This window comes from Paraburkholderia steynii, assembly GCF_900100565.1.
In the GTDB taxonomy this organism is placed as follows: domain Bacteria; phylum Pseudomonadota; class Gammaproteobacteria; order Burkholderiales; family Burkholderiaceae; genus Paraburkholderia; species Paraburkholderia terrae.
In genome coordinates this window covers 371,781-394,552 of sequence record NZ_FNDI01000001.1, presented here as the reverse complement: position 1 = coordinate 394,552, position 22,772 = coordinate 371,781, and the positions used below count along the sequence as shown (strand labels likewise).

At 63.0% G+C, this 22,772-nt stretch carries 21 protein-coding genes; 9 read left to right on the top strand and 12 right to left on the bottom strand.

Annotated features, from left to right (window positions below; genetic code table 11):
• Positions 1–201 precede the first annotated feature (201 nt).
• Positions 202–2,133 carry a phosphomethylpyrimidine synthase ThiC gene (thiC, locus tag BLT65_RS01800; RefSeq protein ID WP_091774304.1) on the bottom strand — a complete coding sequence of 644 codons (1,932 nt, stop codon included), beginning with the start codon at positions 2,131–2,133 and terminating at the stop codon, positions 202–204.
• 542 nt (positions 2,134–2,675) lie between these two features.
• On the opposite strand from thiC, the gene BLT65_RS01795 reads away from it, so the two are divergent.
• Both BLT65_RS01795 and BLT65_RS01790 read left to right on the top strand, forming a co-directional pair.
• Positions 2,676–3,137 carry a hypothetical protein gene (locus BLT65_RS01795; protein ID WP_091774302.1) on the top strand — a complete coding sequence of 154 codons (462 nt, stop codon included), beginning with the start codon at positions 2,676–2,678 and terminating at the stop codon, positions 3,135–3,137.
• Between the two features lie 346 nt (positions 3,138–3,483).
• Positions 3,484–4,413: an EamA family transporter gene (locus BLT65_RS01790; RefSeq protein ID WP_208545725.1), complete on the top strand. Its 930-nt coding sequence runs from the start codon at positions 3,484–3,486 to the stop codon at positions 4,411–4,413.
• A 14-nt stretch (positions 4,414–4,427) separates the two neighbouring features.
• Here the strand turns inward: BLT65_RS01790 and BLT65_RS01785 are convergent, their stop codons facing one another.
• Positions 4,428–6,467: an NADPH-dependent 2,4-dienoyl-CoA reductase gene (locus BLT65_RS01785; protein ID WP_091774889.1), complete on the bottom strand. Its 2,040-nt coding sequence runs from the start codon at positions 6,465–6,467 to the stop codon at positions 4,428–4,430.
• Positions 6,468–6,832: 365 nt separating this feature from the next.
• On the opposite strand from BLT65_RS01785, the gene BLT65_RS01780 reads away from it, so the two are divergent.
• The gene (locus BLT65_RS01780; protein WP_042311374.1) at positions 6,833–7,621 is read left to right on the top strand and encodes a DUF4397 domain-containing protein; all 789 of its coding nucleotides are present in this window, start codon (positions 6,833–6,835) and stop codon (positions 7,619–7,621) included.
• Between the two features lie 216 nt (positions 7,622–7,837).
• Here BLT65_RS01780 and BLT65_RS01775 read toward each other — a convergent pair whose 3' ends face one another.
• Together BLT65_RS01775 and BLT65_RS01770 are read right to left on the bottom strand one after the other, a co-directional pair.
• Entirely contained in the window at positions 7,838–7,975 is a 138-nt protein-coding gene (locus tag BLT65_RS01775; RefSeq protein WP_042311375.1) for an entericidin A/B family lipoprotein, read from the bottom strand.
• 230 nt (positions 7,976–8,205) lie between these two features.
• Positions 8,206–9,723, bottom strand: a complete 1,518-nt coding sequence (locus tag BLT65_RS01770) for a sensor histidine kinase (protein ID WP_091774298.1) — start codon at positions 9,721–9,723, stop codon at positions 8,206–8,208.
• Positions 9,724–9,940: 217 nt separating this feature from the next.
• Here BLT65_RS01770 and BLT65_RS01765 point away from each other — a divergent pair, with 217 nt between their 5' ends.
• The 5 genes from BLT65_RS01765 to BLT65_RS01745 all read left to right on the top strand — a co-directional run bounded on the left by BLT65_RS01765 (position 9,941) and on the right by BLT65_RS01745 (position 12,218).
• Positions 9,941–10,117, top strand: coding sequence for a DUF1328 domain-containing protein (locus tag BLT65_RS01765; RefSeq protein ID WP_007585549.1), 177 nt, complete (start codon positions 9,941–9,943; stop codon positions 10,115–10,117).
• 88 nt (positions 10,118–10,205) lie between these two features.
• On the top strand, positions 10,206–10,367 hold the full coding sequence (locus BLT65_RS01760) for a DUF1328 domain-containing protein (protein ID WP_012400904.1): 162 nt from the start codon (positions 10,206–10,208) through the stop codon (positions 10,365–10,367).
• Positions 10,368–10,459: 92 nt separating this feature from the next.
• Entirely contained in the window at positions 10,460–11,005 is a 546-nt protein-coding gene (locus tag BLT65_RS01755) for a ferritin-like domain-containing protein (RefSeq protein WP_042311377.1), read from the top strand.
• A gap of 102 nt (positions 11,006–11,107) precedes the next feature.
• Positions 11,108–11,752: a response regulator gene (locus tag BLT65_RS01750; protein ID WP_042311378.1), complete on the top strand. Its 645-nt coding sequence runs from the start codon at positions 11,108–11,110 to the stop codon at positions 11,750–11,752.
• 34 nt (positions 11,753–11,786) lie between these two features.
• Positions 11,787–12,218, top strand: a complete 432-nt coding sequence (locus tag BLT65_RS01745; protein ID WP_091774296.1) for a response regulator — start codon at positions 11,787–11,789, stop codon at positions 12,216–12,218.
• A gap of 30 nt (positions 12,219–12,248) precedes the next feature.
• On the opposite strand, the gene BLT65_RS01740 is transcribed toward BLT65_RS01745, so the two are convergent.
• The 7 genes from BLT65_RS01740 to BLT65_RS01710 all read right to left on the bottom strand — a co-directional run bounded on the left by BLT65_RS01740 (position 12,249) and on the right by BLT65_RS01710 (position 20,182).
• Positions 12,249–13,463: an MFS transporter gene (locus BLT65_RS01740; protein WP_091774294.1), complete on the bottom strand. Its 1,215-nt coding sequence runs from the start codon at positions 13,461–13,463 to the stop codon at positions 12,249–12,251.
• Positions 13,464–13,560: 97 nt separating this feature from the next.
• On the bottom strand, positions 13,561–14,388 hold the full coding sequence (locus BLT65_RS01735) for a phosphodiesterase (RefSeq protein ID WP_091774292.1): 828 nt from the start codon (positions 14,386–14,388) through the stop codon (positions 13,561–13,563).
• Positions 14,389–15,194: 806 nt separating this feature from the next.
• Complete coding sequence (locus BLT65_RS01730) at positions 15,195–16,247, bottom strand: ABC transporter ATP-binding protein (RefSeq protein WP_091774290.1); 1,053 nt, start codon at positions 16,245–16,247, stop codon at positions 15,195–15,197.
• The gene (locus BLT65_RS01725) at positions 16,244–17,122 is read right to left on the bottom strand and encodes an ABC transporter permease (RefSeq protein WP_425273096.1); all 879 of its coding nucleotides are present in this window, start codon (positions 17,120–17,122) and stop codon (positions 16,244–16,246) included. The genes BLT65_RS01730 and BLT65_RS01725 overlap by 4 nt, the downstream gene beginning before the upstream one ends.
• Positions 17,123–17,197: 75 nt before the next feature.
• Positions 17,198–18,022: an ABC transporter permease gene (locus BLT65_RS01720; protein ID WP_091774286.1), complete on the bottom strand. Its 825-nt coding sequence runs from the start codon at positions 18,020–18,022 to the stop codon at positions 17,198–17,200.
• A complete protein-coding gene (locus BLT65_RS01715) occupies positions 18,019–19,065 on the bottom strand; it encodes an ABC transporter substrate-binding protein (RefSeq protein WP_091774284.1) in 1,047 nt (348 codons plus the stop codon). The genes BLT65_RS01720 and BLT65_RS01715 overlap by 4 nt, the downstream gene beginning before the upstream one ends.
• Before the next feature lie 43 nt (positions 19,066–19,108).
• The gene (locus BLT65_RS01710; protein ID WP_091774282.1) at positions 19,109–20,182 is read right to left on the bottom strand and encodes a LacI family DNA-binding transcriptional regulator; all 1,074 of its coding nucleotides are present in this window, start codon (positions 20,180–20,182) and stop codon (positions 19,109–19,111) included.
• A 1,163-nt stretch (positions 20,183–21,345) separates the two neighbouring features.
• Between BLT65_RS01710 and BLT65_RS01700 the strand changes: the two genes are divergently transcribed.
• Positions 21,346–22,170, top strand: coding sequence for a hypothetical protein (locus BLT65_RS01700; RefSeq protein ID WP_091774280.1), 825 nt, complete (start codon positions 21,346–21,348; stop codon positions 22,168–22,170).
• Positions 22,171–22,230: 60 nt separating this feature from the next.
• Here the strand turns inward: BLT65_RS01700 and BLT65_RS01695 are convergent, their stop codons facing one another.
• On the bottom strand, positions 22,231–22,719 hold the full coding sequence (locus tag BLT65_RS01695) for a hypothetical protein (protein ID WP_091774278.1): 489 nt from the start codon (positions 22,717–22,719) through the stop codon (positions 22,231–22,233).
• Positions 22,720–22,772 lie beyond the last annotated feature (53 nt).

Here is a 22,772-nt window from a genome sequence, read left to right as displayed (position 1 = left end):
CTGGCGGTGTGAGCCGCTTTCTTTTGCCTACTTTTCTTTGCGGCGGCAAAGAAAAGTAGGTGCCGCCCCGCACAGGGGCGACGCCTGAAGCAAGCTAACAAATCGCGGATGCCAGCACAGCCAGAGCACTACCAGAGCACTGCCACCACAGCCAGCACCCTGCCAGGAAAGCCCAAAACCACCCGCGCGCACCAATGCGCGTCACTGCCGCTGATAAATCTCCGCGCCGTTCTTGATGAACTCGACAGCCTTCACTTCCATGCCTTTCTTCAGCGCTTCGGTGTCGCTCATGCCTTCCTTCGCCGCGTAGTCGCGCACGTCCTGCGTGATCTTCATCGAGCAGAAGTGCGGGCCGCACATCGAACAGAAGTGCGCGACCTTCGCCGAGTCCTTCGGCAAGGTTTCGTCATGGAACTCGCGCGCCTTGTCGGGATCGAGGCCGATATTGAACTGGTCTTCCCAGCGGAACTCGAAGCGTGCCTTGCTCAACGCGTTGTCGCGCACCTGCGCGCCCGGATGGCCCTTCGCCAGATCGGCGGCGTGGGCGGCGAGCTTGTACGTGATGATGCCCGTCTTCACGTCGTCCTTGTTCGGCAGGCCCAGGTGCTCCTTCGGCGTGACGTAGCAGAGCATCGCCGTGCCGAACCAGCCGATCATCGCCGCGCCGATGCCCGACGTGATGTGGTCGTAGCCGGGCGCGATGTCCGTCGTCAGCGGCCCGAGCGTGTAGAACGGCGCTTCGTCGCACCATTCCAGCTGCAGGTCCATGTTCTCCTTGATGAGCTGCATCGGCACATGGCCCGGACCTTCGATCATCACCTGCACGTCGTGCTTCCACGCGATCTGCGTGAGTTCGCCGAGCGTCTTCAGTTCGCCGAGCTGCGCTTCGTCGTTCGCGTCGTAGATCGAGCCGGGGCGCAGGCCGTCGCCGAGCGAGAAGCTCACGTCGTAGGCCTTCATGATTTCGCAGATGTCTTCGAAGTGCTCGTACAGGAAGCTTTCCTTGTGATGCGCGAGACACCATTTCGCCATGATCGAGCCGCCGCGCGACACGATGCCCGTCATCCGGTTGGCGGTGAGCGGCACGTACTGCAGGCGCACGCCCGCATGGATCGTGAAGTAGTCGACGCCCTGTTCGGCCTGTTCAATCAGCGTGTCGCGGAAGATTTCCCACGTCAGGTCCTCGGCCTTGCCGTTGACCTTTTCGAGCGCCTGATAGATCGGCACCGTGCCGATCGGTACGGGCGAATTGCGGATGATCCATTCACGCGTCTCATGAATGTGCTTGCCCGTGGAGAGGTCCATCACCGTGTCGCCGCCCCAGCGGATCGCCCACGTCATCTTGTCGACTTCCTCGCCGATCGACGACGTCACAGCCGAATTGCCGATGTTCGCGTTGACCTTCACGAGGAAGTTGCGGCCAATGATCATCGGCTCGCTTTCAGGGTGATTGATGTTCGCGGGGATGATCGCGCGGCCGCGTGCGATTTCCTCGCGCACGAATTCGGGCGTGATCTCCGTCAGTCCGTTCGGGCCGAACGCGCTGGCGCCGAACGCCTGGCCGGGATGCTGGCGGCCCATCATCGCGGCGAGCTTCTCGCCCGTCGGGCCGCTCGTCTTCAGGCTCTCCAGATACTCGGCGCGGCGCTGGTTCTCGCGAATCGCGATGTATTCCATTTCCGGCGTGATGATCCCTTGCTTCGCGTAGTGCATCTGCGACACGTTCTTGCCGGGCGCCGCGCGGCGCGGCGTGCGATGCAGGCCGGGAAAACGCAGCTGCGCGGTGGCGGGATCGGCGGCGCGCTCGCGGCCGTAATCGCTCGACAGTCCTTCCAGCGATTCCGTGTCGCCGCGTGCTTCGATCCAGCCTTGACGCAGCGCGGGCAGGCCCGCGCGGATGTCGATTTTCGCGTCGGGATCGGTGTACGGGCCCGACGTGTCGTACACGTAGATGGGCGGATTCTTCTCGCCGCCGAAGCCCGTCGGCGTATCCGATTGCGTGATTTCGCGCATCGGCACGCGGATATCGGGTTGCGAGCCGGTCACGTAGACCTTGCGCGAGTTCGGCAGCGGCGCGACGGCGGCTTCGTCGACGTGGGCGTTCGCGGAAATGAATTTCGGGTTGGCGTTCATGCGTCTCTCCATGCAAATGTGGGGCGTTACAGCTACGCAGGAGAACGAGACGAAGGGGAAGTAGACCGGGTTCGCGCGAGGAGGTGAAACGGTACGGCAGGTGAAGCGGCGAGCCCGAACGCTTCCCTGCGCTGGCATTATCCAGATCAGGTTCAAAGGGTATTTCTCACCCACGCCATGCGGTGCCCGGTGTCTTTCAGGCGACGCACAACGCAGGACCCCCGCGTTAGCAGCGCACACGATAACCTGGCCGGACCGGGTTTGGCAACTTGTCTTGAAATTGGCGGAATGCGCGGGCGCCTCGCGCGATTTGCGCGGCGGGAAAGTCGCGCTACATCAGGTTTTCTTGCGATTGCATCGCCGGCGTGCGCAACGCGCCCCACTCAGACCGTTATCTCATCAATGGCGGGGCGCACGGTTTTTTGTCTTCGGGCAAGCATTCACCGGCTCTATTCAGGTTTGCCCGATCCACGCCGATACAGCCATCAAGGCGGACGATTGATCAGTCAGCCTAAACAAAATCAGTTTGAAAGGATCGTGCAATGAAAACATCGGGTCGGGCGCTCGGTGCGGTAGCCACAAGTGTCGTTGCGGCAACGCTCTGGTCGCCGATGGCGCTTGCAGCAGCGTCGTTTGGGCCGGGAGGGACCATCACGTTCAAGGGGACGATCGTCGCGCCGCCGTACGATATTGCGAGTTACGTTTTGGACAATTATCAAGGATTCCACACTGAAAAATTGGGCGTGAAGAATGAATCGACGATCGATGTGACGTTCACGCCCGCACCGGATACCTCGCCGGCAGCGCATATCGCGGTACTCGTCAATACGGACGCGGGCGTCGCCGCACCGCATACGCTGAAAACGCGATTCACCGACAACGCGAATCGCGTCACGCTGGCTGCGCGCGCGGAGTGCAGCGTGGGCCACGCGGGCGGCACGCTGTCGATCGCGGGCGACGCGCCAACGGAACGGGCCGTGACGGTGCTGGTGAGCTACGACTGACCGTGGCAAATTCGGGTGGGCCGCGCGCGATTCCTGCCCGCGTCTGCCGTTTCATCCCGCTTACAACGAAAGTTACGATTCTCTTGCCGGAGGATTGCCCAGATATTGCATAATGCTCGGCGGCGCGAGCGATTCGCGTCCGTTGGCTGCTGTTGTTGCATTCTGCATCGCGTAGGCCATCAATTCGCACCATTGACCTGGTGCTTCCCTTGCCGTTCGACATCCGCTCTACTGCCATGCCCGCCCGCTTTGCCCTTCCTGCCGCGTCGCCGATGCGGCGCCTGCCGTCCCGTTCGTGGGTATTCAGCGGGGCCGCGGCGCAATCGCCGGCACGGGCGGGCTGAACGTGGCGCTGAATTTCCCTGACCGTTTCCCGTTTCGCCTTCCGCAATCCCATGGCGGGCAGATCGCGCTCGCGCTCGGCGTCGTCTATATCGTCTGGGGCTCGACCTATCTGGCCGTACACGTCGCGCTCGGCTCGTTTCCGCCGCTGCTGATGTCGGGGCTGCGCAACTTCTTCGCGGGTGTCGGACTGTTCATCTTCGCGATGCGCCGCAAACCCGCATGGCCGCCGCTCACGGAAATCCGCAATGCGGGGATGGTCGGCACGATGCTCGTCGGCCTGTCGAGCGGGATGCTCGCGTACGGAATGCGCACCGTCGGCACGGGCACGGCGGCCGTGATGGTCGCGACCGTGCCGCTTTTCGCCACGGTCATCGCGGCGATCGCGGGGCGCAAGATCGGCAAGGGTGAATGGTTCGCAGTCGGGCTCGGGCTGGTCGGCATCGCGATTCTCAGTCACGGCGACCAGAGCTCGGGCTCGGCGGGCGGCAGTCTCGCCATTCTGTGCGGCGCGCTGTTCTGGGCGGGCGGGGCGCATCTGGCGTCGCGCCTCAAGCTGCCGTCAGATCTGTTTCTGTCGACGTCGCTGCAGATCGGGCTTGGCGGCGCGATGTCGACGATGGTTGCGTGGGTCTCGGGCGAGCGGATGATGGACATTCACTTCCTGCCCGTTGTCGCGTTCCTGTATCTGATGCTGATCGGCACGATGGCCGCGTATGTCGCGTACGGCTTTCTGATCCGGCATACGAGTCCGATCATCGCCAGCAGCTGCATGTACGTGAACCCGGTGGTCGCGGTCGCGCTGGGCGCGCTGCTGCTCGGCGAGCCGGTGACGCGCGCGACGGTCGTCGCGACGGGTGTGATTCTGGCGAGCGTCGGGTTGTCGTTCTGGTTCGATTACCGGCGGCGCGGCTTGAAAGACGCTAGCGCATAAAGCTGCAACGGCGGCTACAACCGCGCGGCCAGCTCGGCGCCTTCGCGGATCGCGCGCTTCGCGTCGAGTTCCGTCGCCACTGACGCCCCGCCTATCACATGAAAGCGCGGCCCATCCGCAGCGGATGAAGCGGGCGTAGCAGGGTAGAGCTCGCGCAACGACTCCTGTCCCGCGCACACCACGATCGTATCGACGTCGAGCCATTGCTCGCTGCCCTCACGCTCGATCAGCATCCCGCGTTCGGTAATCTGCCGATACGTGACGCCATCCATCATCGTCACCTGGTTGCGCGCGAGCGCCGCGCGATGCACCCATCCCGACGTCTTGCCGAGGCCCGCGCCGAGCTTGCCGGCCTTGCGCTGTAGCAGCCAGATCTCGCGCACGGGCACGGAGGCGCGCGGCGCTCTGAGGCCGCCGCGCCCGCTGACGGACAGATCGACGCCCCATTCGTCCGTCCAGCTTTCGCGCGATAGCGGCAGCGGCTCGTCCGCCGGATGCAGCAGGAATTCGCTGACGTCGAAGCCGATGCCGCCCGCGCCGATCACGGCGACGCGCTTTCCGACCTGCGCGCCGCGCAACACGTCGACATACGACAGCACATTCGGCCCGTCGATACCCGCAATCGCGGGGCGGCGCGGCACGATGCCCGTCGCGACGATCACGTCGTCGAACGCGGAGGCCGCCAGCAGCGCCGGATCGACGCGCGTGCCCAGGCGCACGTCGACGCCGTGCCTGCGCAACTGGCTGCCGAAATAGCGGATCGTCTCGCTGAACTCTTCCTTGCCGGGCACGCGCATCGCGAGATTGAACTGGCCGCCGATAGTTGCAGCCGCATCGAACAGCGTCACGCGATGGCCGCGCGCGGCCGCCACGGTCGCCGCCGACAATCCCGCCGGTCCCGCGCCGACCACGGCCACGGCGCGCGGCGGCTGATGCGAAGCGAGCGGGCGGTAGACGAGTTCCGTCTCGCGCCCCGCGCGCGGATTGACGAGACAGGTCGCGCGTTTATTCTGAAACGTGTGATCGAGACACGCCTGGTTGCACGCGATGCAGGTGTTGATTTCATCCGCGCGTCCTTCGGCTGCTTTCACGACGAACTCGGGGTCGGCGAGCAGCGGCCGCGCCATCGACACCAGATCGCCCGCGCCTTGCGCGAGCAGGTCTTCGGCGACCTCCGGCGTATTGATGCGGTTCGACACGATCACGGGTACGCCGACGGCCGCCTTCAGGCGGGCCGCCAACGGCGCGAACGCGGCGCGCGGCACGGACGTGACGATGGTCGGCACGCGCGCCTCATGCCAGCCGATGCCCGTGTTGAAAATCGTGACGCCCGCGGCTTCGAGCGCTTTTGCGATCTGCACGGTTTCATCCCACGTATTGCCGCCTTCGACGAGATCGATCAGCGACAGCCGGTACACGACGATGAAACGCTCGCCGCAGGCCGCGCGTACGGCCTGCACGACCTCGCGCGCGAGGCGCATCCGGTTTTCCAGACTGCCTCCGTAGGCATCGTCGCGCCGGTTCGTGCGCGGACACAAAAACTGGTTCAGCAGATAGCCTTCACTGCCCATGATCTCGACGCCGTCGTATCCGGCGCGTTGCGCGAGCCGCGCGCAACGGGCGTACGCGCGCACGGTTCGCCCGATGCCGGCCAGCGTCAACGCACGTGGCTTGAACATCGAGATGGGCGATTTCAGCGCCGACGCCGACACGACGAGCGGCTGATAACCGTAGCGCCCCGCATGCAGGATCTGCAACGCGATCTTGCCGCCTTCTTCGTGGACGGCCCGGGTGAGCTTGCGGTGATTGTGCAGATCGAAGACGGAGTTCAGCGTGCCGCCGAACGGCAGCAGCCAGCCTTCGCGATTTGGCGAGATGCCGCCCGTGATGATGAGGCCCGCGCCGCCTTTGGCGCGCTCACGAAAGTACGCGGCGAGCTTCGGGTAATTCCAGAAGCGGTCCTCCATGCCCGTATGCATCGAACCCATCACGACGCGGTTACGCAGGCGCGTGAAGCCCAGATCGAGTTCGGACAAGAGCCGCGGGTAAGACATGCAAGGCACCATGTAAAGTTGGGACGCGCTCGAACGATACACGCGCGCTCCTCGTAAAACCTCCGAGGGAAAATTCTAATCGCCTCCAACCCCGAATCTGGACGTCACTTTTATTCGCCTGCCGTTGGTAATGAACATCGCGGCACGGCGATTGCTGTCCGCAATCGTCCAATCGATGCGGGCAAGTCGATCCTCAAAGCGCTGGCCGACCTCGTGGACATATGAAAGGCGCGTCGCCATGACGGACGCGCAGTTGCAGCCGTGCGGCGGACAACGACACATAACGTCGACGACGAACGGACGCGATTGCGCAGGCGGCAAGCCGCAGATCAACGGGCTCGAGCCCAATCAGGGAGAGGTGGCAAATGAAGGTTATCAGGACCATGGCGGCGCTCATCGGAGCGGCCGCGCTAGTGTCGGCGTGCGGTGGAGGTTCGAACGACGTCGGCAAAGAACTCGGGTTGCAGAATCCGTTGATCCATTTCGTACACGCTATTCCAAGCGGCCCCGCCGTCGACTTTCTCGTCAACGGCGGCGCGTTGCAGAAGAACATCTCGTACAAGAACGTGACGAACTTCGCGAACATCAACACGGGACAGACGTCGGTTGCGTATGCAGCGACGGGGACCACGACGGCGTTGGCGAGCGGGACCTTCCCCGATGTCGCGAAGGGCCACGAGTATACGGTGATCGCGGTGCCTGGCTCGTCGGGCGCCGACATCGGTCTGATCGACGATCCGTTCGACAAGGGTCTGCTGTCGAACAGCGCGCGCTTGCGGGGCTTCAATGCATCGCTGAACGCGTCGAATCTCGACCTGTATCTGGTGCCCGCGAACAACACGAACATCACAAACGCCAGTCCGACGCTGGCAGGCGTGTCCTTCAAGAACGCGGTGCCCGCGAGCGGCCAGGACTCGGTCTACGTATCGGGCGGCACGTATGTGCTGATTGCGACGACGGCGGGCAGCAAGACGCCGATCTTCCAGTCGAGTTCGTTCGATCTCGCGAACAACGCGGACTGGCTCGTGACGTCGGTGCCGATCGGCGGCGTGCTCAGTCAGTTGCTGCCGAACCAGATCCACCTGCTCGTCGCGCAGGGCGGCAACACCACGCAACCGGCGCTTGAGTTGACCAACACGTTGAACGGCCAATAAAGCAACGCGACATGACCCGATAACGATGCGGTAGCAGGGGGACGGCACGGCGGCTCATGCGAATGGGCCGCCGTTCTGTTTTGCGCGCTTGCTCGTGAAGTTCGTGAAGTAGTTCGCAAAGCGCAGGCGCAAAAAAACCGCCGCGTGGTACGCGGCGGCGAGTGGTAACGGATGAATCGGATCGGATCGGATTGAATCGACCGGGCAGGTGCGATATCAGTCGGAATGCTTTTCGGCCGAATTGGTGATCGCGTTGCCGCCCTTGGAGATGTCCTGGCCGGCGCCGGCCATCGTATTGCAGGCGGCCAGCAGTGTCGTGCCCGCGAGCAGCAGAAGTGCGATGAGTCGTCTCATGAGTTTTCTCCCTATCTGGAATAGTCAGGAATCTTCGACATATGCTTCGATCGATTCGCGCGCGCCGGTCTGGTCAGGTGTTGCGTTCGACATCGCCCGGCGTGCGCGCCCTGTCGTCCGACCGGGGCGTCGCGCCAGCCGATCCGGTCTGATTCCATGGTAAGAGACGCATGGCCGCGACGCTGTCAGAGGCGCCACGATTTTTGTGTCGGCGCAATCCTACGCGGACATCAAAGACGTTCGACGGGCGCGTGGCCTTGGGCGCTGGTGTCGTCCGGAACGCGCCTCGGTGCTTCCTCAACGATCTGATCGACGCCCGGACTTTCTTCCCTGGTCACGCCGACGGTCGGCACGGGCAGCACGACGCGTATGTCGGTGCCGTGCAGCTCGCCGCGCCGGATGTCGAAGCGTCCGCCGCGCGCGGCCACGCGTTGGCGCATGCCCATCAGCCCATGCGTATGCGTGCGCGTCAGGTCGGCGGGCATGATACCGACGCCGTTGTCGGCGATATGCAGCGACACCTCGCCATGGCCCGTGCTCAGATCGATCGTGACCTGCGTCGCGCGTGCGTATTTAGCCGCGTTGGTCAGCGACTCCTGCGCGACGCGAAACAGCGCGATCTCGGTTTGCTCGTCGAGTTGCAGTTCGTCGTCGGGCAGGTGCAGGTCGAGCGCCCAGCCGTTGCGTTGAGCGGCTTCGTCGGCGAGCGTGCGCAGTGCGGTGACGAGGCCGAAATTCGCGAGCACGGTCGGCCGCATGTCCTCGATGATGCGCCGCTTGAGCGCGATGCCCTGATCGAGCGTCTCGAGCGCGCGCGTCAGTTTCTCGGCGATCGCGGGATCGGTGTCCTGAAGTTTGCGCCGCGCCCACGCGACGTCCATCTTGCTCGCCGTGAGAATCGCACCGAGTTCGTCGTGCAGTTCGCGCGCCAGTTGGGTCTTTTCGTTCTCGCTGACGGCCTGCAAGTGCCAGCCAAGCGCTTCGAGTTGCCGCGTGCGCTCGTTGACCAGTTGATCGAGTTCTTCCTGCTGCGTGATCAACTGCTTTTGCGCGCGCGCCTGGCTGTCGAGCTGAATGCCGAGATTGCGGAACAGCAGAATGAACAACACGATGTTGAGCGCGGACAGGCCCGCCGCGACGAATGTGGAGACGCGCTGGTCGGCGCGGCTCGCGTCGAGCGCGCGCTGCGCGCGGCGCTCTTCGTTGTCGCGCAGTAAAGACAGCGTGCTCGTCACGAGCGACGCATCGACGTTGCTGTTCGCCGCCGCGCCGCCGCAAGCGGCGAGATCGAGTGGATGCGGCGCAGCCTGCTGCAACGCATGCGCGCCGCTGCCGATGCGCGCGCCGATCAGCGCGGCGATCTGCGTGAAGCTGGACAGTTCCGCGCTGTCGGCGGCGCGTTTGAAGTACGTGTCGAGCGAACGGATGCCGCGGCGGATGTCGGCGGCGCGCGCGCAATAGCTGCGCGCGTCGGCATCGTCCCTCGTCAGAAGAAAGCGGCTTTCATGCGATTGCAACTGCGCGAGTTGCCCGGCGAGATCGCTGAGCTGCACGCTCGCGTTGCGTGCTTCGAGCGCCGCTTCGTATTCCGACGCAATGCGTTGTCGCGCCGTTTCCAGAATGACGAGACCTCCGCACGTGATGACGATCGCGACCGTCATCGCGATGGCCCAGCTGCGCTGATGCATCCAGTCCGTCAGCCTGGTGGTGAGTCCCGCTTCCGCGCCGTCTGACACTGCCGTCTCCATGCGATGAAGTCACCGACAGTGTAGCGTCGCGCGGCGCGTTTGCGTTCGCACGAGCGTCGCGACGGGCCGCCAGAGGCCTCGCCGAAAGCGGGTGTCGGCGGATTCCCACATGAAAAACAGCGCGCGCCCGAATGCGGGTACGCAAACTGCTCCGTACGATGAGTGCTAGGAATCCATAGCGACCATTCAGCCACATTAGCCAAGGGAGGTTGCCATCATGCTCAAGTGGGCGTTGTTCTTCGCCGTGATTGCCGTGATCGCGGGGCTGCTCGGATTCACAGGCGTCGCGGCAGGTGCGGCGGCTATCGCGAAGTTCCTGTTCGTGGTGTTCCTGATCCTGTGCGTCGTGTTCCTCGTACTCGGCTTCGTCATCACGAAGAAGATCGTCGATTAGCGAAGCTGGAGAGGCAACTCAGGACAAAGCGTGGGCCGCTGGAACGGGTCCGCCGCCATTCATCGCTTAAACAGGAAGGAGCGTTGTCATGCTGCATTACGCACTCGTGTTCTTCGTGATCGCGATCATCGCCGCTGTGTTCGGCTTCACCGGCATTGCCGCCGGCGCCGCCGAAATAGCGAAGATTCTGTTCTACATCTTCCTGGTGGTGTTCGTCGTCACGCTGCTGCTTGGCGTGTTCCGAACCTAGCGCAAGCCCGCATGGCGCACGCTGCGCCGCCGCATATGACAGACGGCGGCCGCGTGTGCGTTTCCCACAATACCGGAACAAGGAGTCAATCAATGTCGAACGCAACGAAAGGCGAATTCGTGATGGACCTCAAGCGCATTCGTGAACAGGCCCGCAAGGATATGGACGATGGTCCCGTCACGCAGACCTATGGCGCGGACCGCGAGACCGTGCTCAAGCTGCTCAACGGCTCGCTCGCGACGGAACTCGTCTGCGTGCTGCGCTACAAGCGCCACTACTTCATGGCGAAGGGCATCAATTCGGAAGCCGTCGCGCAGGAGTTTCTCGAGCATGCGAACGAAGAGCAGGGCCATGCCGACACGCTCGCCGCGCGCATCGTGCAACTGGGCGGCGAGCCGGACTTCGCGCCGGACAGCCTGTCGAAGCGCTCGCACTCGGAATACAAGGAGGGCAAGAATCTGACCGACATGATTCGCGAAAACCTGGTCGCGGAACGCATTGCGATCGATACCTATCGCGAGATCATCCGCTATCTCGGCGACAGCGACGTCACGACGCGCCGGATTTTCGAAGAGATTCTGGCCGTCGAGGAAGAGCATGCGGACGATATGGCCGATCTGCTGTCGGGTCGCGAGTGAGGGCGAAGGCCGCTGGGCGCGAATGCGATGGGCGGCGCGCTCGCCGCGGCCGTTTTTGCAGGCTATGAAGCAAATGCACTTGCACTGGGGTAAACCACATCCATGATTCGAGTGCTGATAGCGGACGATCACGCGATCGTCCGGGGCGGATTCAGACAGTTCGTCGCTGACGAGCCGGACATGTGCGTCGCGGCGGAAGCATCGACGGGCGACGAGACCATCCGCCTCGTGCGCGAGCAGCCGGACGGCGAGCCTTTCGATGTCGTGCTGCTCGATATCGCGATGCCCGACAAGAACGGCATCGACACGTTGCGCGTGATCCGGCAGATGCGGCCAGAGCAGGGCGTGCTGATCCTGTCGGGCTATCCGGAGAGCCAGTACGCGATCAACCTGTTGCGCGCGGGCGCGAACGGCTATCTGAACAAGGACTGCGAGCCCGACGAGATCGTGCGCGCGATCCGTTCGGTCGCGCGCGGGCATCGTTATCTGTCGGAGGCCGTTGCCGATACGCTCGCGAACAGTCTCGACAAGCCCGCTGCGACGCATCCGCATGAACAGTTGTCGGAGCGCGAGTTCCAGATCTTCTGCAAGCTCGCGTCAGGGCAGATTCCAACTGACATCGCCGGCGAACTGCATCTGTCGGTGAAGACGGTCAGCACGTATCGCGCGCGCGTGCTGGAAAAGATGCACATGACGAACAACGCAGACATGACGTACTACGCGATCAAGAACGGCCTGATCGAATGAACCTGTGATTCCCCGCGAGCATGGAACGCAACCGATGAACGCCGACTCCATCACTGCACACACCGATTCCGGCCGCGCGCCGTTGCGTGTGCTCTTGATCGAGGATTCGCCGCTGATCCGGCGCAGCATCGTCGAAGCGATCGATGCGTCGGGCGTCATGCAGGTGGCCGCGCAGGCCGAGTCCGCCGACGAGGCGATTGCGCTGCTGGACGGCGAAGCGTTCGATGCCGTGATCGTCGATCTGCAGTTGAAGGGTGGATCGAGCGTGCCTGTGCTTGCGTATATGCAGAAGGAAGGGCTGATCGAATCGACGTTCGCTGCGGTGCTGACCAACCATGCGCTGCCCGCCTACCGCGAGCGCTGCCAGCAATACGGCGTGCGGCATTTCTATGACAAGTCGTTCGAGTTCGATCGCGTGATCGACGCGCTGCACGACTATGCGCAGGGGCGGCTGGAAGAGCGATAGCTGTTTCGGCGCGGCGACATCAGTTCGCCATCACTCCGTCGCGCCCGAAGCCGCCAGCGGCTCAGGACGCCCACGCAGGTGATTGAGCCCGGCAAGCGCGGCAAACAGCAGGCCGGCGATACTCACGCCGACCCAACCGAACAGCGGCCACACGAACGCGCCGACACCCGACCCGACCGCGCCACCGATGAAATAGCAGACCATGAACACGGTGTTCACGCGGCTGCGCGCTTCGGGCTTCAGCGCATAGATGCGCGACTGGTTGGAGATCTGCGCGGCCTGCACGCCGACGTCGAGCATGATCACGCCGATCACGAGGCCAATCAGGCTCGTGCCCGACAGCGCGAACACGACGAACGACAGCGCCGCCAGCGCGATTGACAGCGAGACGATGGCGCGCGGCCCGCGCTTGTCGGCGAACTTGCCCGCGAGCGGCGCCGCCATTGCGCCCGCCGCGCCGACGATACCGAACAGACCTGCCGCCTGCGGCCCATAGTGAAACGGCGCGCCCGCCAGCAACAGCGCGAGCGTCGACCAGAACAGGCTGAACGCGGCGAACAGCGCGGCGCCCGTCATTGACGCTTCGCGCAGGCCGCGCAGTTCGACGGTGAGATGCCACATCGAGCCGAGCAGCTGTCCGTAGGCGAGCGTCGAGGTCGGCTTGCTGCGCGGCAGCCTCGCGATGATGACGGCGGCAAGCACCAGCAGCGCAACGATCGATGCGCCGAATACCGCGCGCCAGCCAAGGTACTGGCCGACGAAGCCGGCTGCCGTGCGCGCGAGCAGAATGCCGAGCAGCAGTCCGCTCATTACTGTGCCGACGGCATGGCCGCGTTGCGACGGCGGCGCGAGTTCGGCGGCGAACGGCACGGCCTGCTGCGCGATTGTCGCGAGAATGCCGATCGCGAGACTCGCGATCACGAGCACCGACAGATTCGGCGCGGCAGCCGCGAACAGCAGCGCGACGCACAGGGCGGCGATCTGCAGCAGAATCAGCCTGCGACGGTCGAAGCGGTCGCCGAGCGGCGCGAGCAGCAGCATGCCTGCCGCGTAGCCGAGCTGGGTCATCGTCGGCACCACGCCGATCCACGATGCGCTTTGCGGAAACGACAGACGGAAGTCGTCGAGCAGCGGCTGGTTGTAGTAGATGTTCGCGACGGAGACGCCGGCGATCGTCGCAAGCAGTAGCAGAAGGCCGCTCAGCGATCGGTCGGTTGCGGCGTGGTCGGAGGCGGGTGTGGACATGACGCGGCGGCCGGCGAGGCGCCGGCGGGAGAGAGTCGAGCGTGCCGATGATACCGGAGTGGGGCGGATTGTGCTGGATGGCACGCCCGGCGCGGGCTCAGTCGATCAACGATCCTTCGGGTTCATAGAATGGATAGGGGCCGTCGGCTGCATCGACATACGCGTGATGGGTGATGAGCCCGTTCACGCTGTCGTAGCGGTGTAGCGCGAACGCGGGCGGCTCCATCATGAAGGCCGATGGCGCGTCGTCGCGCAGATCGAGCGCCACTTGATGCGCGGGCGCGGGCACCGCCGATGCGATTGTGCCGCCGAAGCGCACGAACATCGGGCGATGTACATGGCCGCAGATTACGCGTTCTACGTTCGAGTGACGTGCGATGAGCGTCGCGAGTTTTTTTGCTGAGGTCGGTTCGAGCCGCAGCGCGTCCATGTGGCCGATGCCCGACACGAATGGCGGATGATGCAGCGCGACGATCACGGGTTTGTCGTGGGCCGTTTTTAGTTGCTCTTCGAGCCAGGCGAGGCGCGCGTCGCAGAGCAGGCCGGCGCTTTGGCCGGGGACCATCGAGTCGAGTGCGATCAGGTGGAGTGGGCCTATGTCGACTGTGTATTGGATGAATTCGTCGTTGGTGTGGAGTTCTTTGCGGTCGTTGAAGGTGGCGCGCAGCGCGGCGCGGTCGTCGTGGTTGCCTACTAGCAGGTAGTACGGGATTTTTAGCGGTGCTAGCAGGGACTTCAGATGGACGTATTGTTCGGGCTCGCCCTGGTCGACGAGATCGCCGGTGATGATGATTGCGTCTGGCGCTGGGACGAGCGCGTTCAGTCGCTCTACGCAGCGCGTCAGGTACGCCGCCGTGTCCACGCGGCGGTAGGCCAGCGCGCCCGGGCGTTTGATGTGCAGATCGCTGATCTGGGCTATTAACATGGGGTTCCTCGTTTGGCTGTTTGTGTCTGCGACGCTGTTAGGGTGTTCTTGGGTTTTCGCTGGCGATTTGTCTTCGTGCTTCGGGCGTTGCCGGTCGGTGTTTTGACGTTTGCGCTGGCATCCGCGAGTTGTTATCTAGCTTCAAGCGTCGCCCCTGTGCGGGGCGGCACCTACTTTTCTTTGCCGCCGCAAAGAAAAGTAGGCAAAAGAAAGCGGCTCACACCGCCAACATTTCTTCCTGCCTGAGGGCCCCCAAAGGGTCTTACGCTTCACACGGCAACCACGTGACCCACGTTCGTTGCCAACGCTCTTGCGGAGCGCCTCACCCGCTTCACGCACCCGCGCTGCATCATGCCTTGCGAGATAGTCCACTGCCGCCCAGGTGGCAAACTGTGTGCAGGCCGTAGTGCCTCGCGCGCCTCACTTCGGACCGATAGCGCATACGCTCCACCCTATAAGAGCGCCGAGCTATACGACGCGACAACCTACACACAGTTTGCCACCTGGGCGGCACATACCATTCGCTGCCGCTGGCCCGAGTACGGGTATTCGAAGCGGGTGAGGCGTTCATTCGAAGCGTTAGCAACGCACGCAAACAGAAATGCTGCCGTGTGAAGCGTAAGACCCTCTGGGGGCCCTCAGGCAGGAAGAAGTGTTAGCGGTGTTAGCCGCTTTCTTTTGCCTACTTTTCTTTGCGGCGGCAAAGAAAAGTAGGTGCCGCCCCGCACAGGGGCGACGCCTGAAGCACGCTAACAAATCGCGGATGCCAGCGAAAACCCAAACCGAACCGAACCAAACCCAAAAACCTACGATAACGCAATCAAAGCATCCTTAGCGACAGAAACCCCAACAACCGTGCCACGAGCAAGTTCAACTCTCCCAGGCACATCAACAACAATCAGATCAGGCGCCGCATCGCGAATAGTGAGCCGCGTGCGCTCACCCAGAAACGCTGCGGCATCGACGGTCCCGCGCAACTGCGCATCAGCAAGATCAGCAATCCACGCGTCTTCAGGCCGAAAAAACACCTCATCACCATGAGGCATAACCCGAGTAGCATGCGTCAGCGGCAAAGGAATAGCGCCACCCGTCGTGGCAAGCACACCATCCCGCGCCTGCCCCGCCACGCGATTAATAGTCCCAACAAACTGCGCAACATTCCGGTTAGCCGGCCGATAATAGATATCCCGCGGCGTGCCGATCTGCTCAATGCGCCCCGCGCTCATCACCACGATACGGTCGCCCAGCTCCATCGCCTCACCCTGATCGTGAGTCACATAAACCGTCGTAATCCCAAGCTCGCGCAGCAGCGCATTCATCTCCCCGCGCAACGTATCGCGCAGACGCGCATCGAGCGCCGTCAGCGGCTCGTCGAGCAACAGCACCCGCGGCTGCGGCGCAAGCGCCCGTGCCAATGCGACACGCTGCCGCTGGCCGCCGGAAAGCTGATCGATGGGTTTGTCGGCGTGATCGGTGAGCCGCATCATCGAGAGCAACTCGTCGACGCGCTGCCGCGCCACGTCCACATCCACGCGCTTGATTTTCAGCCCATAGTTGATGTTGCCGCGCACGGTCAGGTTCGGAAACAGCGCGTAACTCTGGAACACCATACCAACCTGGCGCTTCTCGATGGGCATCGCCGTGACGTCCTCGTCACCAAATGCAACGCGCCCGCCCGCGTCCGGCTGTTCGAGACCGGCAATCATGCGCAACGTCGTCGTCTTGCCGCAACCCGACGGCCCGAGCAGCACCAGCGTTTCGCCTGCGCCAATCGACAGATCGAGCGGCTCGAGCACGCGCGTGCCGCGAAACGTCTTCGCGCAGCGCGTCAGCGTGATGGGAATGGAAGCGAGTTTCATGGCTGGTCTTCTGCGGATGTTGTCGTATCGATGGCGCGTGTCTTCTTCTGCCGCGTGTTGCGCTGACCCGTCGCATCGACGCCGAGCCATTGCATCGCGACGAGCAGCGGCATCGTCATGATGAAAAAGAGAATGGTGTAAGCGCTGCCGATCTCGATGCGCAGCGAAGCATAGGTGTCGGCAAGACCCACGGGCAACGTCTTCGTTTCAGGCGTGTGCAGCATCCACGTGAGATTGAATTCACCGATCGACAACGTAACGACAGCCAGCGCGCCAGCCACGATGCCAGGCCGCACGTTCGGCAGCACGATCGTGATGAAACGCTGAAAGAAGCTCGCGCCCAGGCTCGCGGCGCCTTCTTCGAGCGTACGCAGTCCGGCGCTCGCGCACACGGCGGCGACCGCACGCACCATGAACGGCAGCGTGAACACCACATGTCCGACGACGATGAACGCGACGCTCATGCGGAACATCGTGAAGCCGCCATACACGACGAGCAGCGCGAGCGCGGATGCGAGTCCGGGCAACGCGATCGGCAGCACGAGAAATTCTTCGATGATGCGCGAGACCCGCGACTCGCTGCGCGCGAGCACGTAGCCAGCGGGCACGCCCGTCAGCAGCGTGATGACGAGCGTCGCGAGCGCGATTTCGAGCGACAGGAACACGGACGCGTGATACTGCGTCCACACTTCGCCGAGCCAACGCAACGTGAGCCCGCTCGCGATGCCCTGAAAATAGTTCACTGTGAGGCCCGCGAGTATCGACATCACGACGGGCACGATCAGAAACGCGCACAGCAGCAACGTAACGAGCCATTGACCCGCCGCGAGCCACGTGCGCAACGAGGGCAGGGCGAACGCGCGCTTGTGCTGCATCTGAGGCGCGTTCGTGGTTTGAGCAACGGAATTCATGCGAGTGTCTTCATTCGACATGGAAAAGAATCGGCCCAATCAGGCCGTCGCCGCCACGGCCGAGCCGCTGACGCTGCGCGCGACATACAGCACGATCCACGTGACGATCCCGAGTACGATCGACAGTCCCGCCGCCGTCACCATGTTCGCGTTGAGCGTGAACTCGGTGTAGATGGTCATCGGCAGCACGTCGATGTCGGTGGCGAGCGTGAACGCCGTGCCGAACGCGCCCATAGCGGTCGCGAAGCACACGGCGCCCGCCGCGATGAGACCCGGCGACAGCGCGGGCAGCACGATGTCGCGCATGATCCGCCACGGCGATGCGCCGAGCGAACGCGCGGCTTCTTCAAGCGATGCATCGAGCTTGGTCGCCGACGCCATCACCGTAACGATCACGCGCGGAATCGAGAAATACAGGTAGCCGATAAAGAGACCCGTCATCGAATACGCGAAGACCCACTTGTCGCCCGTGAGCTTCAACGACAGCGCGCCGATCAAACCTTGGCGGCCCGCCAGCATGATCACCATGAAGCCGACGACCACGCCCGGAAACGCGAGCGGAAACGTCAGCAGCGCGAGCAGCGTGCGCTTGCCGGGAAAATCGCGGCGCGCGAGCAACAGGCCCGAGATCACCGAGAGCGCGAGCGTCGTCGCCGTCACGGCCGCCGACAGCATGACCGTCGCGAACAGGCTCTTCATATAGCGCGCGTTCGCGAGCATCGCGCCGTACGTCTTCAGCAGATGACCGTCGGCGCTCACCTGCACGAGCGCCGTCATCGGCAGCAGCCAGAACGCGATGAACACGGCGAGCGCTGGCGCGATCAACGCGATGCGCCAGCGTAGCGGGAACGTGATGTCGTTCAATGCATCACCTGCAGATACTGCTCGCCGAATGCCTGCTGCTTCTCTGCCATCTTGGCGAAATCGACGGCATGCGCGCGCGCATAGTCGCTGGCGGGCAGGAATTTCGACGCGGCATCAGGCGTCATCGCGTTGGCGCGCACGGGGCGCAGATACGCGTTCGCCCACAGCTTCTGGCCTTCGTCCGACAGCACGAAATCCAGCACCTTCTTGCCGTTCGCGTCGTGCGGCGCACCCTTCACGAGGCTCATCACGTACGGCACTTCGATCGTGCCTTCCTTCGGAATCACGAACTCGACGTTCGCGTGATCCTTGTACTTCGCGCGGTACGCATCGAAGTCGTAATCGAGCAGGATAGGAATCTCACCCGACAGCACGCGCGCGTAGGCCGTCTGCTTCGGCACGATCGGCTGGTTGGCCTTCAGTTTCGCAAACCAGTCGAGTCCCGGCTTGAAGTTGTCGAAGCTGCCGCCGAGCGCCTGATTCACGGCGACGGCGCCTGCATAGCCGACGAATGCGCTCGACGGATCGAGATAGCCGATCATCCCCTTGTACTCGGGCTTCAGCAAGTCGGCCCACGAACGCGGCACGGGCTTGCCTTCGAGCGCGTCCTTGTTGACGAAAAAGCCCAGCGTGCCCGAGTGGATCGCGAACCAGTAGCCTTGCGGGTCCTTCAGGTTCGCGGGAATGTCGTTCCAGTGCGCGGGCTTGTACGGCGCGATCACGCCCTTGTCCTTCGCCTGGAATGCCGACGACACACCCAGATACACGACATCCGCCACGGGGCTTTTCTGCTCGGCCATCAACTGCGCGATCGACTGGCCGGAATTCTTGTTGTCGAACGGTACGTGGACGCCTGTCTTTTGCTGGATGGCGTTGATCTGGCTTGCCCAGTCGGCCCATTCGGGCGGGCAGTTGTAGCAGATCGCGGTTTCTTCGGCGTGCGCGAGTTGCGGCGCAGCCAGCGTCAACACGAACGACGATGCAACCAGCGCGGCGCGCGCGACGCGCAACGCTGCAATACCGATGGAGGAACGGCGGTTCACGACAGGTCTCCCGGAGGTGGAAAAGGGGTGTTTTTAAAGGGGATTACGCAGGCGAGCGGACGATGCGGTTCAACGTTGCGCCCGACGTGTCGGAGATCGCCGCGACCGTCGCGCCTTCGCGCAGCGTGTGCGGCAAGGTCAGCGACAGCGCCGGCGCGTGCAGCGCGTCGTCGAAGCCGGAAGGCTGCGAGCCGTCGACCCGCGCGATCAGCCGCCGCCACGCCGCGCAGCCGATCTCCCGGTTCGGCGCGCAGACGCTCGCGAGCGGCGGCGACAGCAGTTCGCCCATCGCGAGGCCGTCGAAGCCGAGAATCGACATGTCGTCGGGCATTTGCAGGCGGGCGCGGCGTAGGCCGCGCATCACGACCATCGCGAGCAGATCGTTCGAGCAGAAGAGGGCCGTCGGGCGATTCAGGCCCGTCGTCAGATGGTTCAGCACGGCGGGCGCGAGTTCGTCCGCGTTGAAATCGATTTCGAGCGCGGGTGCGGGCGCGAGGCCGGCGTGCTGCATCGCTTGCGTGTAGCCGAGATGGCGCAGCCGCGCGCGGTCCGACGCGGCGAGCGTGCCCGCCAGCATCAGGATGCGGCGATGGCCGTGCGCGATCAGCATGCGCACGCCGTCGTAGGCGGCTTGCCGGTTGTCGACGGACACGGACGGGCGGCGCACGGTGTCGTTGTGCATCAGCACGTACAGCATGCCGTCGCGGTCGAGTTCGTCGAGCAGCGGGTGTGTGTCGGCATCGGCTACCGTCAGGATCAGGCCTTCGACGCGCTGTTCGCGCAGCGTTTCGATCGCGTGGCGTTCGCGGTCGGCGTCGTATTGCGTGGTCATCAGCATCAGCCGGTAGCCTTGCGCGGACGCCAGTTCGTCGATGCCTTGCAGGCATTCGGCGAACACGGGGTTGGCGAGCGTCGGCAGCACCACGCCGATCAGGCGCGAGCGCTCGCCGCGCAACTGGCGGCCGAGCGGGCTCGGGCGGAAGTTGAGGGCGTCGATCGACTGACGCACTTTTTCGAGGGTCACGGGGTTGACCGTGTGCGGCGCGTTGATCGCGCGCGAGACGGTCGCGATCGAAAAGCCCGCGTGCGCGGCGACATCCTTGATCGTGGGCGTCATCGTTGGGTTCCCGTCAGCGTGTGCCGCGCGCCGCGTCGAGGGGCGTGCGTCGTTGTAAACGTTTTCGTGGGGCGGATTATCGGGAACGTTTGTGACGGGTCGATGAATGCGCGCCGGGTCGCGGACGGGCGAAACTGGGGTTCGCGCCGGTTTGGTCAGGCTGCGGCGCGATGGTAGAATCGCGTCCGCCCTGCCGGGGTGATGAAATTGGTAAACATAGCGGACTTAAAGCATTGAGTGCCCAGCCGGAAACGGCCGGTGCAGAACCCTTCAAATTCGGCGAAACCCCTGAACGCGCGCGATTCACACCGTGCAACGAGGCAACGCCGAGCCAAGCCCGTTTTCTTTTCTGCTGATGCGGGACGGAAGGCGCGGAAGGTGTAGAGACTAGACGGAGGGCGCCTAATGCGATGCGGCGTGCAATACGCGCATCGCGATGGCGAAGGCATAGTCCAGCGCACGAACGTTTGCTTTTCAGGTTGAAGCAGACGGCGTCGAAAGACGTAGTGTGACGAAAATCCGCCGCTTAACAGCTTGCCGGTTCGAGTCCGGTCCCCGGCACCAAGGATTCTCACAACGATTCGGGAGCTACTCTTGTCTTTGTTGTGCTTGACTTCAGTTCGAATCCGCCTGCATATCGCGGCAACTTCAAGGTCGCAAATCACTCGACAGGTTAGACGATTACGCTTTCCTACGTGGGTGGAAATAAATGGAGCAACGGTTCGCCGCCAGCCGGATTCATCGTCGGCAACAATACCTACAACTTCACGATCTTGCCTTCCAGTTGATCGGGTTCCGCTCCAACCTGCAGTGAAGCGCGCTGCCTGATAACAGACCGAAACAGGCGGCGCGGTATGGCTGGGAACAGCGAAGAAACAGCGTATGGGCATTTGCGGGCCGCCGCGACCAACCCCGCCGACGAAGGCTGGGAGGACATTCCGACTCAGAAGGATGCGGAACGGCTACTGCGCAGCGTTGATGGGTGCGGCCGCGAGCGTCCAGATGCGGTAGGGGGCATTTCGGGGCCATGACACCAGCAAGCGCGCGAGACGGCGTTGATCCGACCAGCCGCCGCCCCTGAATCACGAAGCAAAGCGTTTGCACATTCATTGGAATGTCCTAAAACCCTTTGATAGGAGTTCAGTCTGAGGCCCGGAGGGCACATGAAAGTCGATCGCCTTGTCGTTCTGTACGAGGAACGGCGCGACCCAACTGGCGAGGCACCGAGTTCTGCGAAGGTGCTGGATGAGCGCCAGAGACTTGCCGGCTCCGTGGCTGTCTCCGAGCAGGCTAAGGCCAAAAGCAAGGCCCCTATACGCTCGTTCGTACTGGGTTTTTCAGGGCTGGGCGAGAAAAACGCGAAGGGTATAGGAAACTCTGTGAGCAAGCAGTTGACGGCAGGCCAGAAAGACTTGGCAAAGCTCCTGCACCCTGACGAAGGGGCGAGTGGGGCCAAGCTCACGTGGGGCGCTTACGTAATCCTGCACGGCTCCGGTGGCGTTTCAACGCAAAATACGTCGCCCGAGGATGTGGCCAACCTCTTGAAGGGAGTTCAGGAGAAGATTGGCAAAAAGGGTTGGCAACTGAAGAAAGTATGCGTAGTGGGTTGCACACTGGGAGCCAAACCAATCGATCCATTGACGTCGCAGCCAGAGAGTTGGGTCCGAATGTGCTGTGACGCGCTGAAAGTTCCGGGCGCGATGGTAGGGGGCTATACGGTTCCTGTGTACATCGCTTATGAGAATCACCCCGCAAGCGAAGACACATTCGGTTCCGCCAGCCTGCCAAGTTTGAAGGAAAAAGCGAACTGGGGTCACAAGCTTATCCAGGAGAAAAAACCGAAAGCCATTAATACTTTTGACGTTCAGGATGTGGCCGTACGACTCACGGACACCTCACGGGTTGCTTACAAGGTCGCGTGGCGGTGGAATGATGAAAAACATAGCTCGGAGCAGGTCGACGTGATGAAGGAGTGGTATCACCAGTAGTTTGTCGCGGCGGCGCTTTGTCCGGAGCCGCTGTGTTCGGCTAAAGCGGGCTTGAGGTGCTCATTCGGTCTTAATCCAATCTGGCAATCGAAATGCCGGTAATCCATCTTGGTAGCGCTCGTACGCCTGCTGGGCCGTTTTCTCAACCCGGCTCCCGCCTATCAGACCTTCATGCTGCGAGTGTTCGATGATTGTCGATATTTGACGCGCGGCGCTACGGATAACCGCATTGCTCTCATTGTCGCTGTCGATATAGCTCAGGTAGTATTTGAGGCTGTCTGCGGGGTTTTCTCGAGGTGGCATGCGATTCTCGCGCATCAGCTTCAAGAATGTTTCGACCGCGCGTTTGCGGCCATAGAAGCGCCATGCGGTGGCTGCGGTCACGTTATCTATCAGCCCATACACTAGTCGGCCGCCAAGCAACACGATAAGTGCGGTATTCAAATCGTGGTCGCTGCCTCTGGTTATCCAGTTGAACCCATACGCCAGGATTGCGTATGGAATGAACGCAACCCCAGAAAACCACAACTTCGACTGCGTTTCGTTCATGACGTTGCCCCGGTGCCGTCTGGCTTTACGCGGATGAGAAAAGTGGGGATTTT

What these genes read in the sequence shown, in the direction of transcription:
- BLT65_RS01710 (WP_091774282.1), bottom strand. Translation starts at nt 20,182, where the DNA reads ATGACGCCCACGATCAAGGATGTCGCCGCGCACGCGGGCTTTTCGATC.
- BLT65_RS01785 (WP_091774889.1), bottom strand. Translation starts at nt 6,467, where the DNA reads ATGTCTTACCCGCGGCTCTTGTCCGAACTCGATCTGGGCTTCACGCGC.
- BLT65_RS01730 (WP_091774290.1), bottom strand. Translation starts at nt 16,247, where the DNA reads ATGAAACTCGCTTCCATTCCCATCACGCTGACGCGCTGCGCGAAGACG.
- BLT65_RS01695 (WP_091774278.1), bottom strand. Translation starts at nt 22,719, where the DNA reads ATGAACGAAACGCAGTCGAAGTTGTGGTTTTCTGGGGTTGCGTTCATT.
- BLT65_RS01700 (WP_091774280.1), top strand. Translation starts at nt 21,346, where the DNA reads ATGAAAGTCGATCGCCTTGTCGTTCTGTACGAGGAACGGCGCGACCCA.
- BLT65_RS01775 (WP_042311375.1), bottom strand. Translation starts at nt 7,975, where the DNA reads ATGAGACGACTCATCGCACTTCTGCTGCTCGCGGGCACGACACTGCTG.
- BLT65_RS01795 (WP_091774302.1), top strand. Translation starts at nt 2,676, where the DNA reads ATGAAAACATCGGGTCGGGCGCTCGGTGCGGTAGCCACAAGTGTCGTT.
- BLT65_RS01750 (WP_042311378.1), top strand. Translation starts at nt 11,108, where the DNA reads ATGATTCGAGTGCTGATAGCGGACGATCACGCGATCGTCCGGGGCGGA.
- BLT65_RS01745 (WP_091774296.1), top strand. Translation starts at nt 11,787, where the DNA reads ATGAACGCCGACTCCATCACTGCACACACCGATTCCGGCCGCGCGCCG.
- BLT65_RS01770 (WP_091774298.1), bottom strand. Translation starts at nt 9,723, where the DNA reads ATGGAGACGGCAGTGTCAGACGGCGCGGAAGCGGGACTCACCACCAGG.
- BLT65_RS01765 (WP_007585549.1), top strand. Translation starts at nt 9,941, where the DNA reads ATGCTCAAGTGGGCGTTGTTCTTCGCCGTGATTGCCGTGATCGCGGGG.
- BLT65_RS01735 (WP_091774292.1), bottom strand. Translation starts at nt 14,388, where the DNA reads ATGTTAATAGCCCAGATCAGCGATCTGCACATCAAACGCCCGGGCGCG.
- BLT65_RS01755 (WP_042311377.1), top strand. Translation starts at nt 10,460, where the DNA reads ATGTCGAACGCAACGAAAGGCGAATTCGTGATGGACCTCAAGCGCATT.
- BLT65_RS01725 (WP_425273096.1), bottom strand. Translation starts at nt 17,122, where the DNA reads ATGCAGCACAAGCGCGCGTTCGCCCTGCCCTCGTTGCGCACGTGGCTC.
- BLT65_RS01780 (WP_042311374.1), top strand. Translation starts at nt 6,833, where the DNA reads ATGAAGGTTATCAGGACCATGGCGGCGCTCATCGGAGCGGCCGCGCTA.
- BLT65_RS01760 (WP_012400904.1), top strand. Translation starts at nt 10,206, where the DNA reads ATGCTGCATTACGCACTCGTGTTCTTCGTGATCGCGATCATCGCCGCT.
- BLT65_RS01740 (WP_091774294.1), bottom strand. Translation starts at nt 13,463, where the DNA reads ATGTCCACACCCGCCTCCGACCACGCCGCAACCGACCGATCGCTGAGC.
- thiC (WP_091774304.1), bottom strand. Translation starts at nt 2,133, where the DNA reads ATGAACGCCAACCCGAAATTCATTTCCGCGAACGCCCACGTCGACGAA.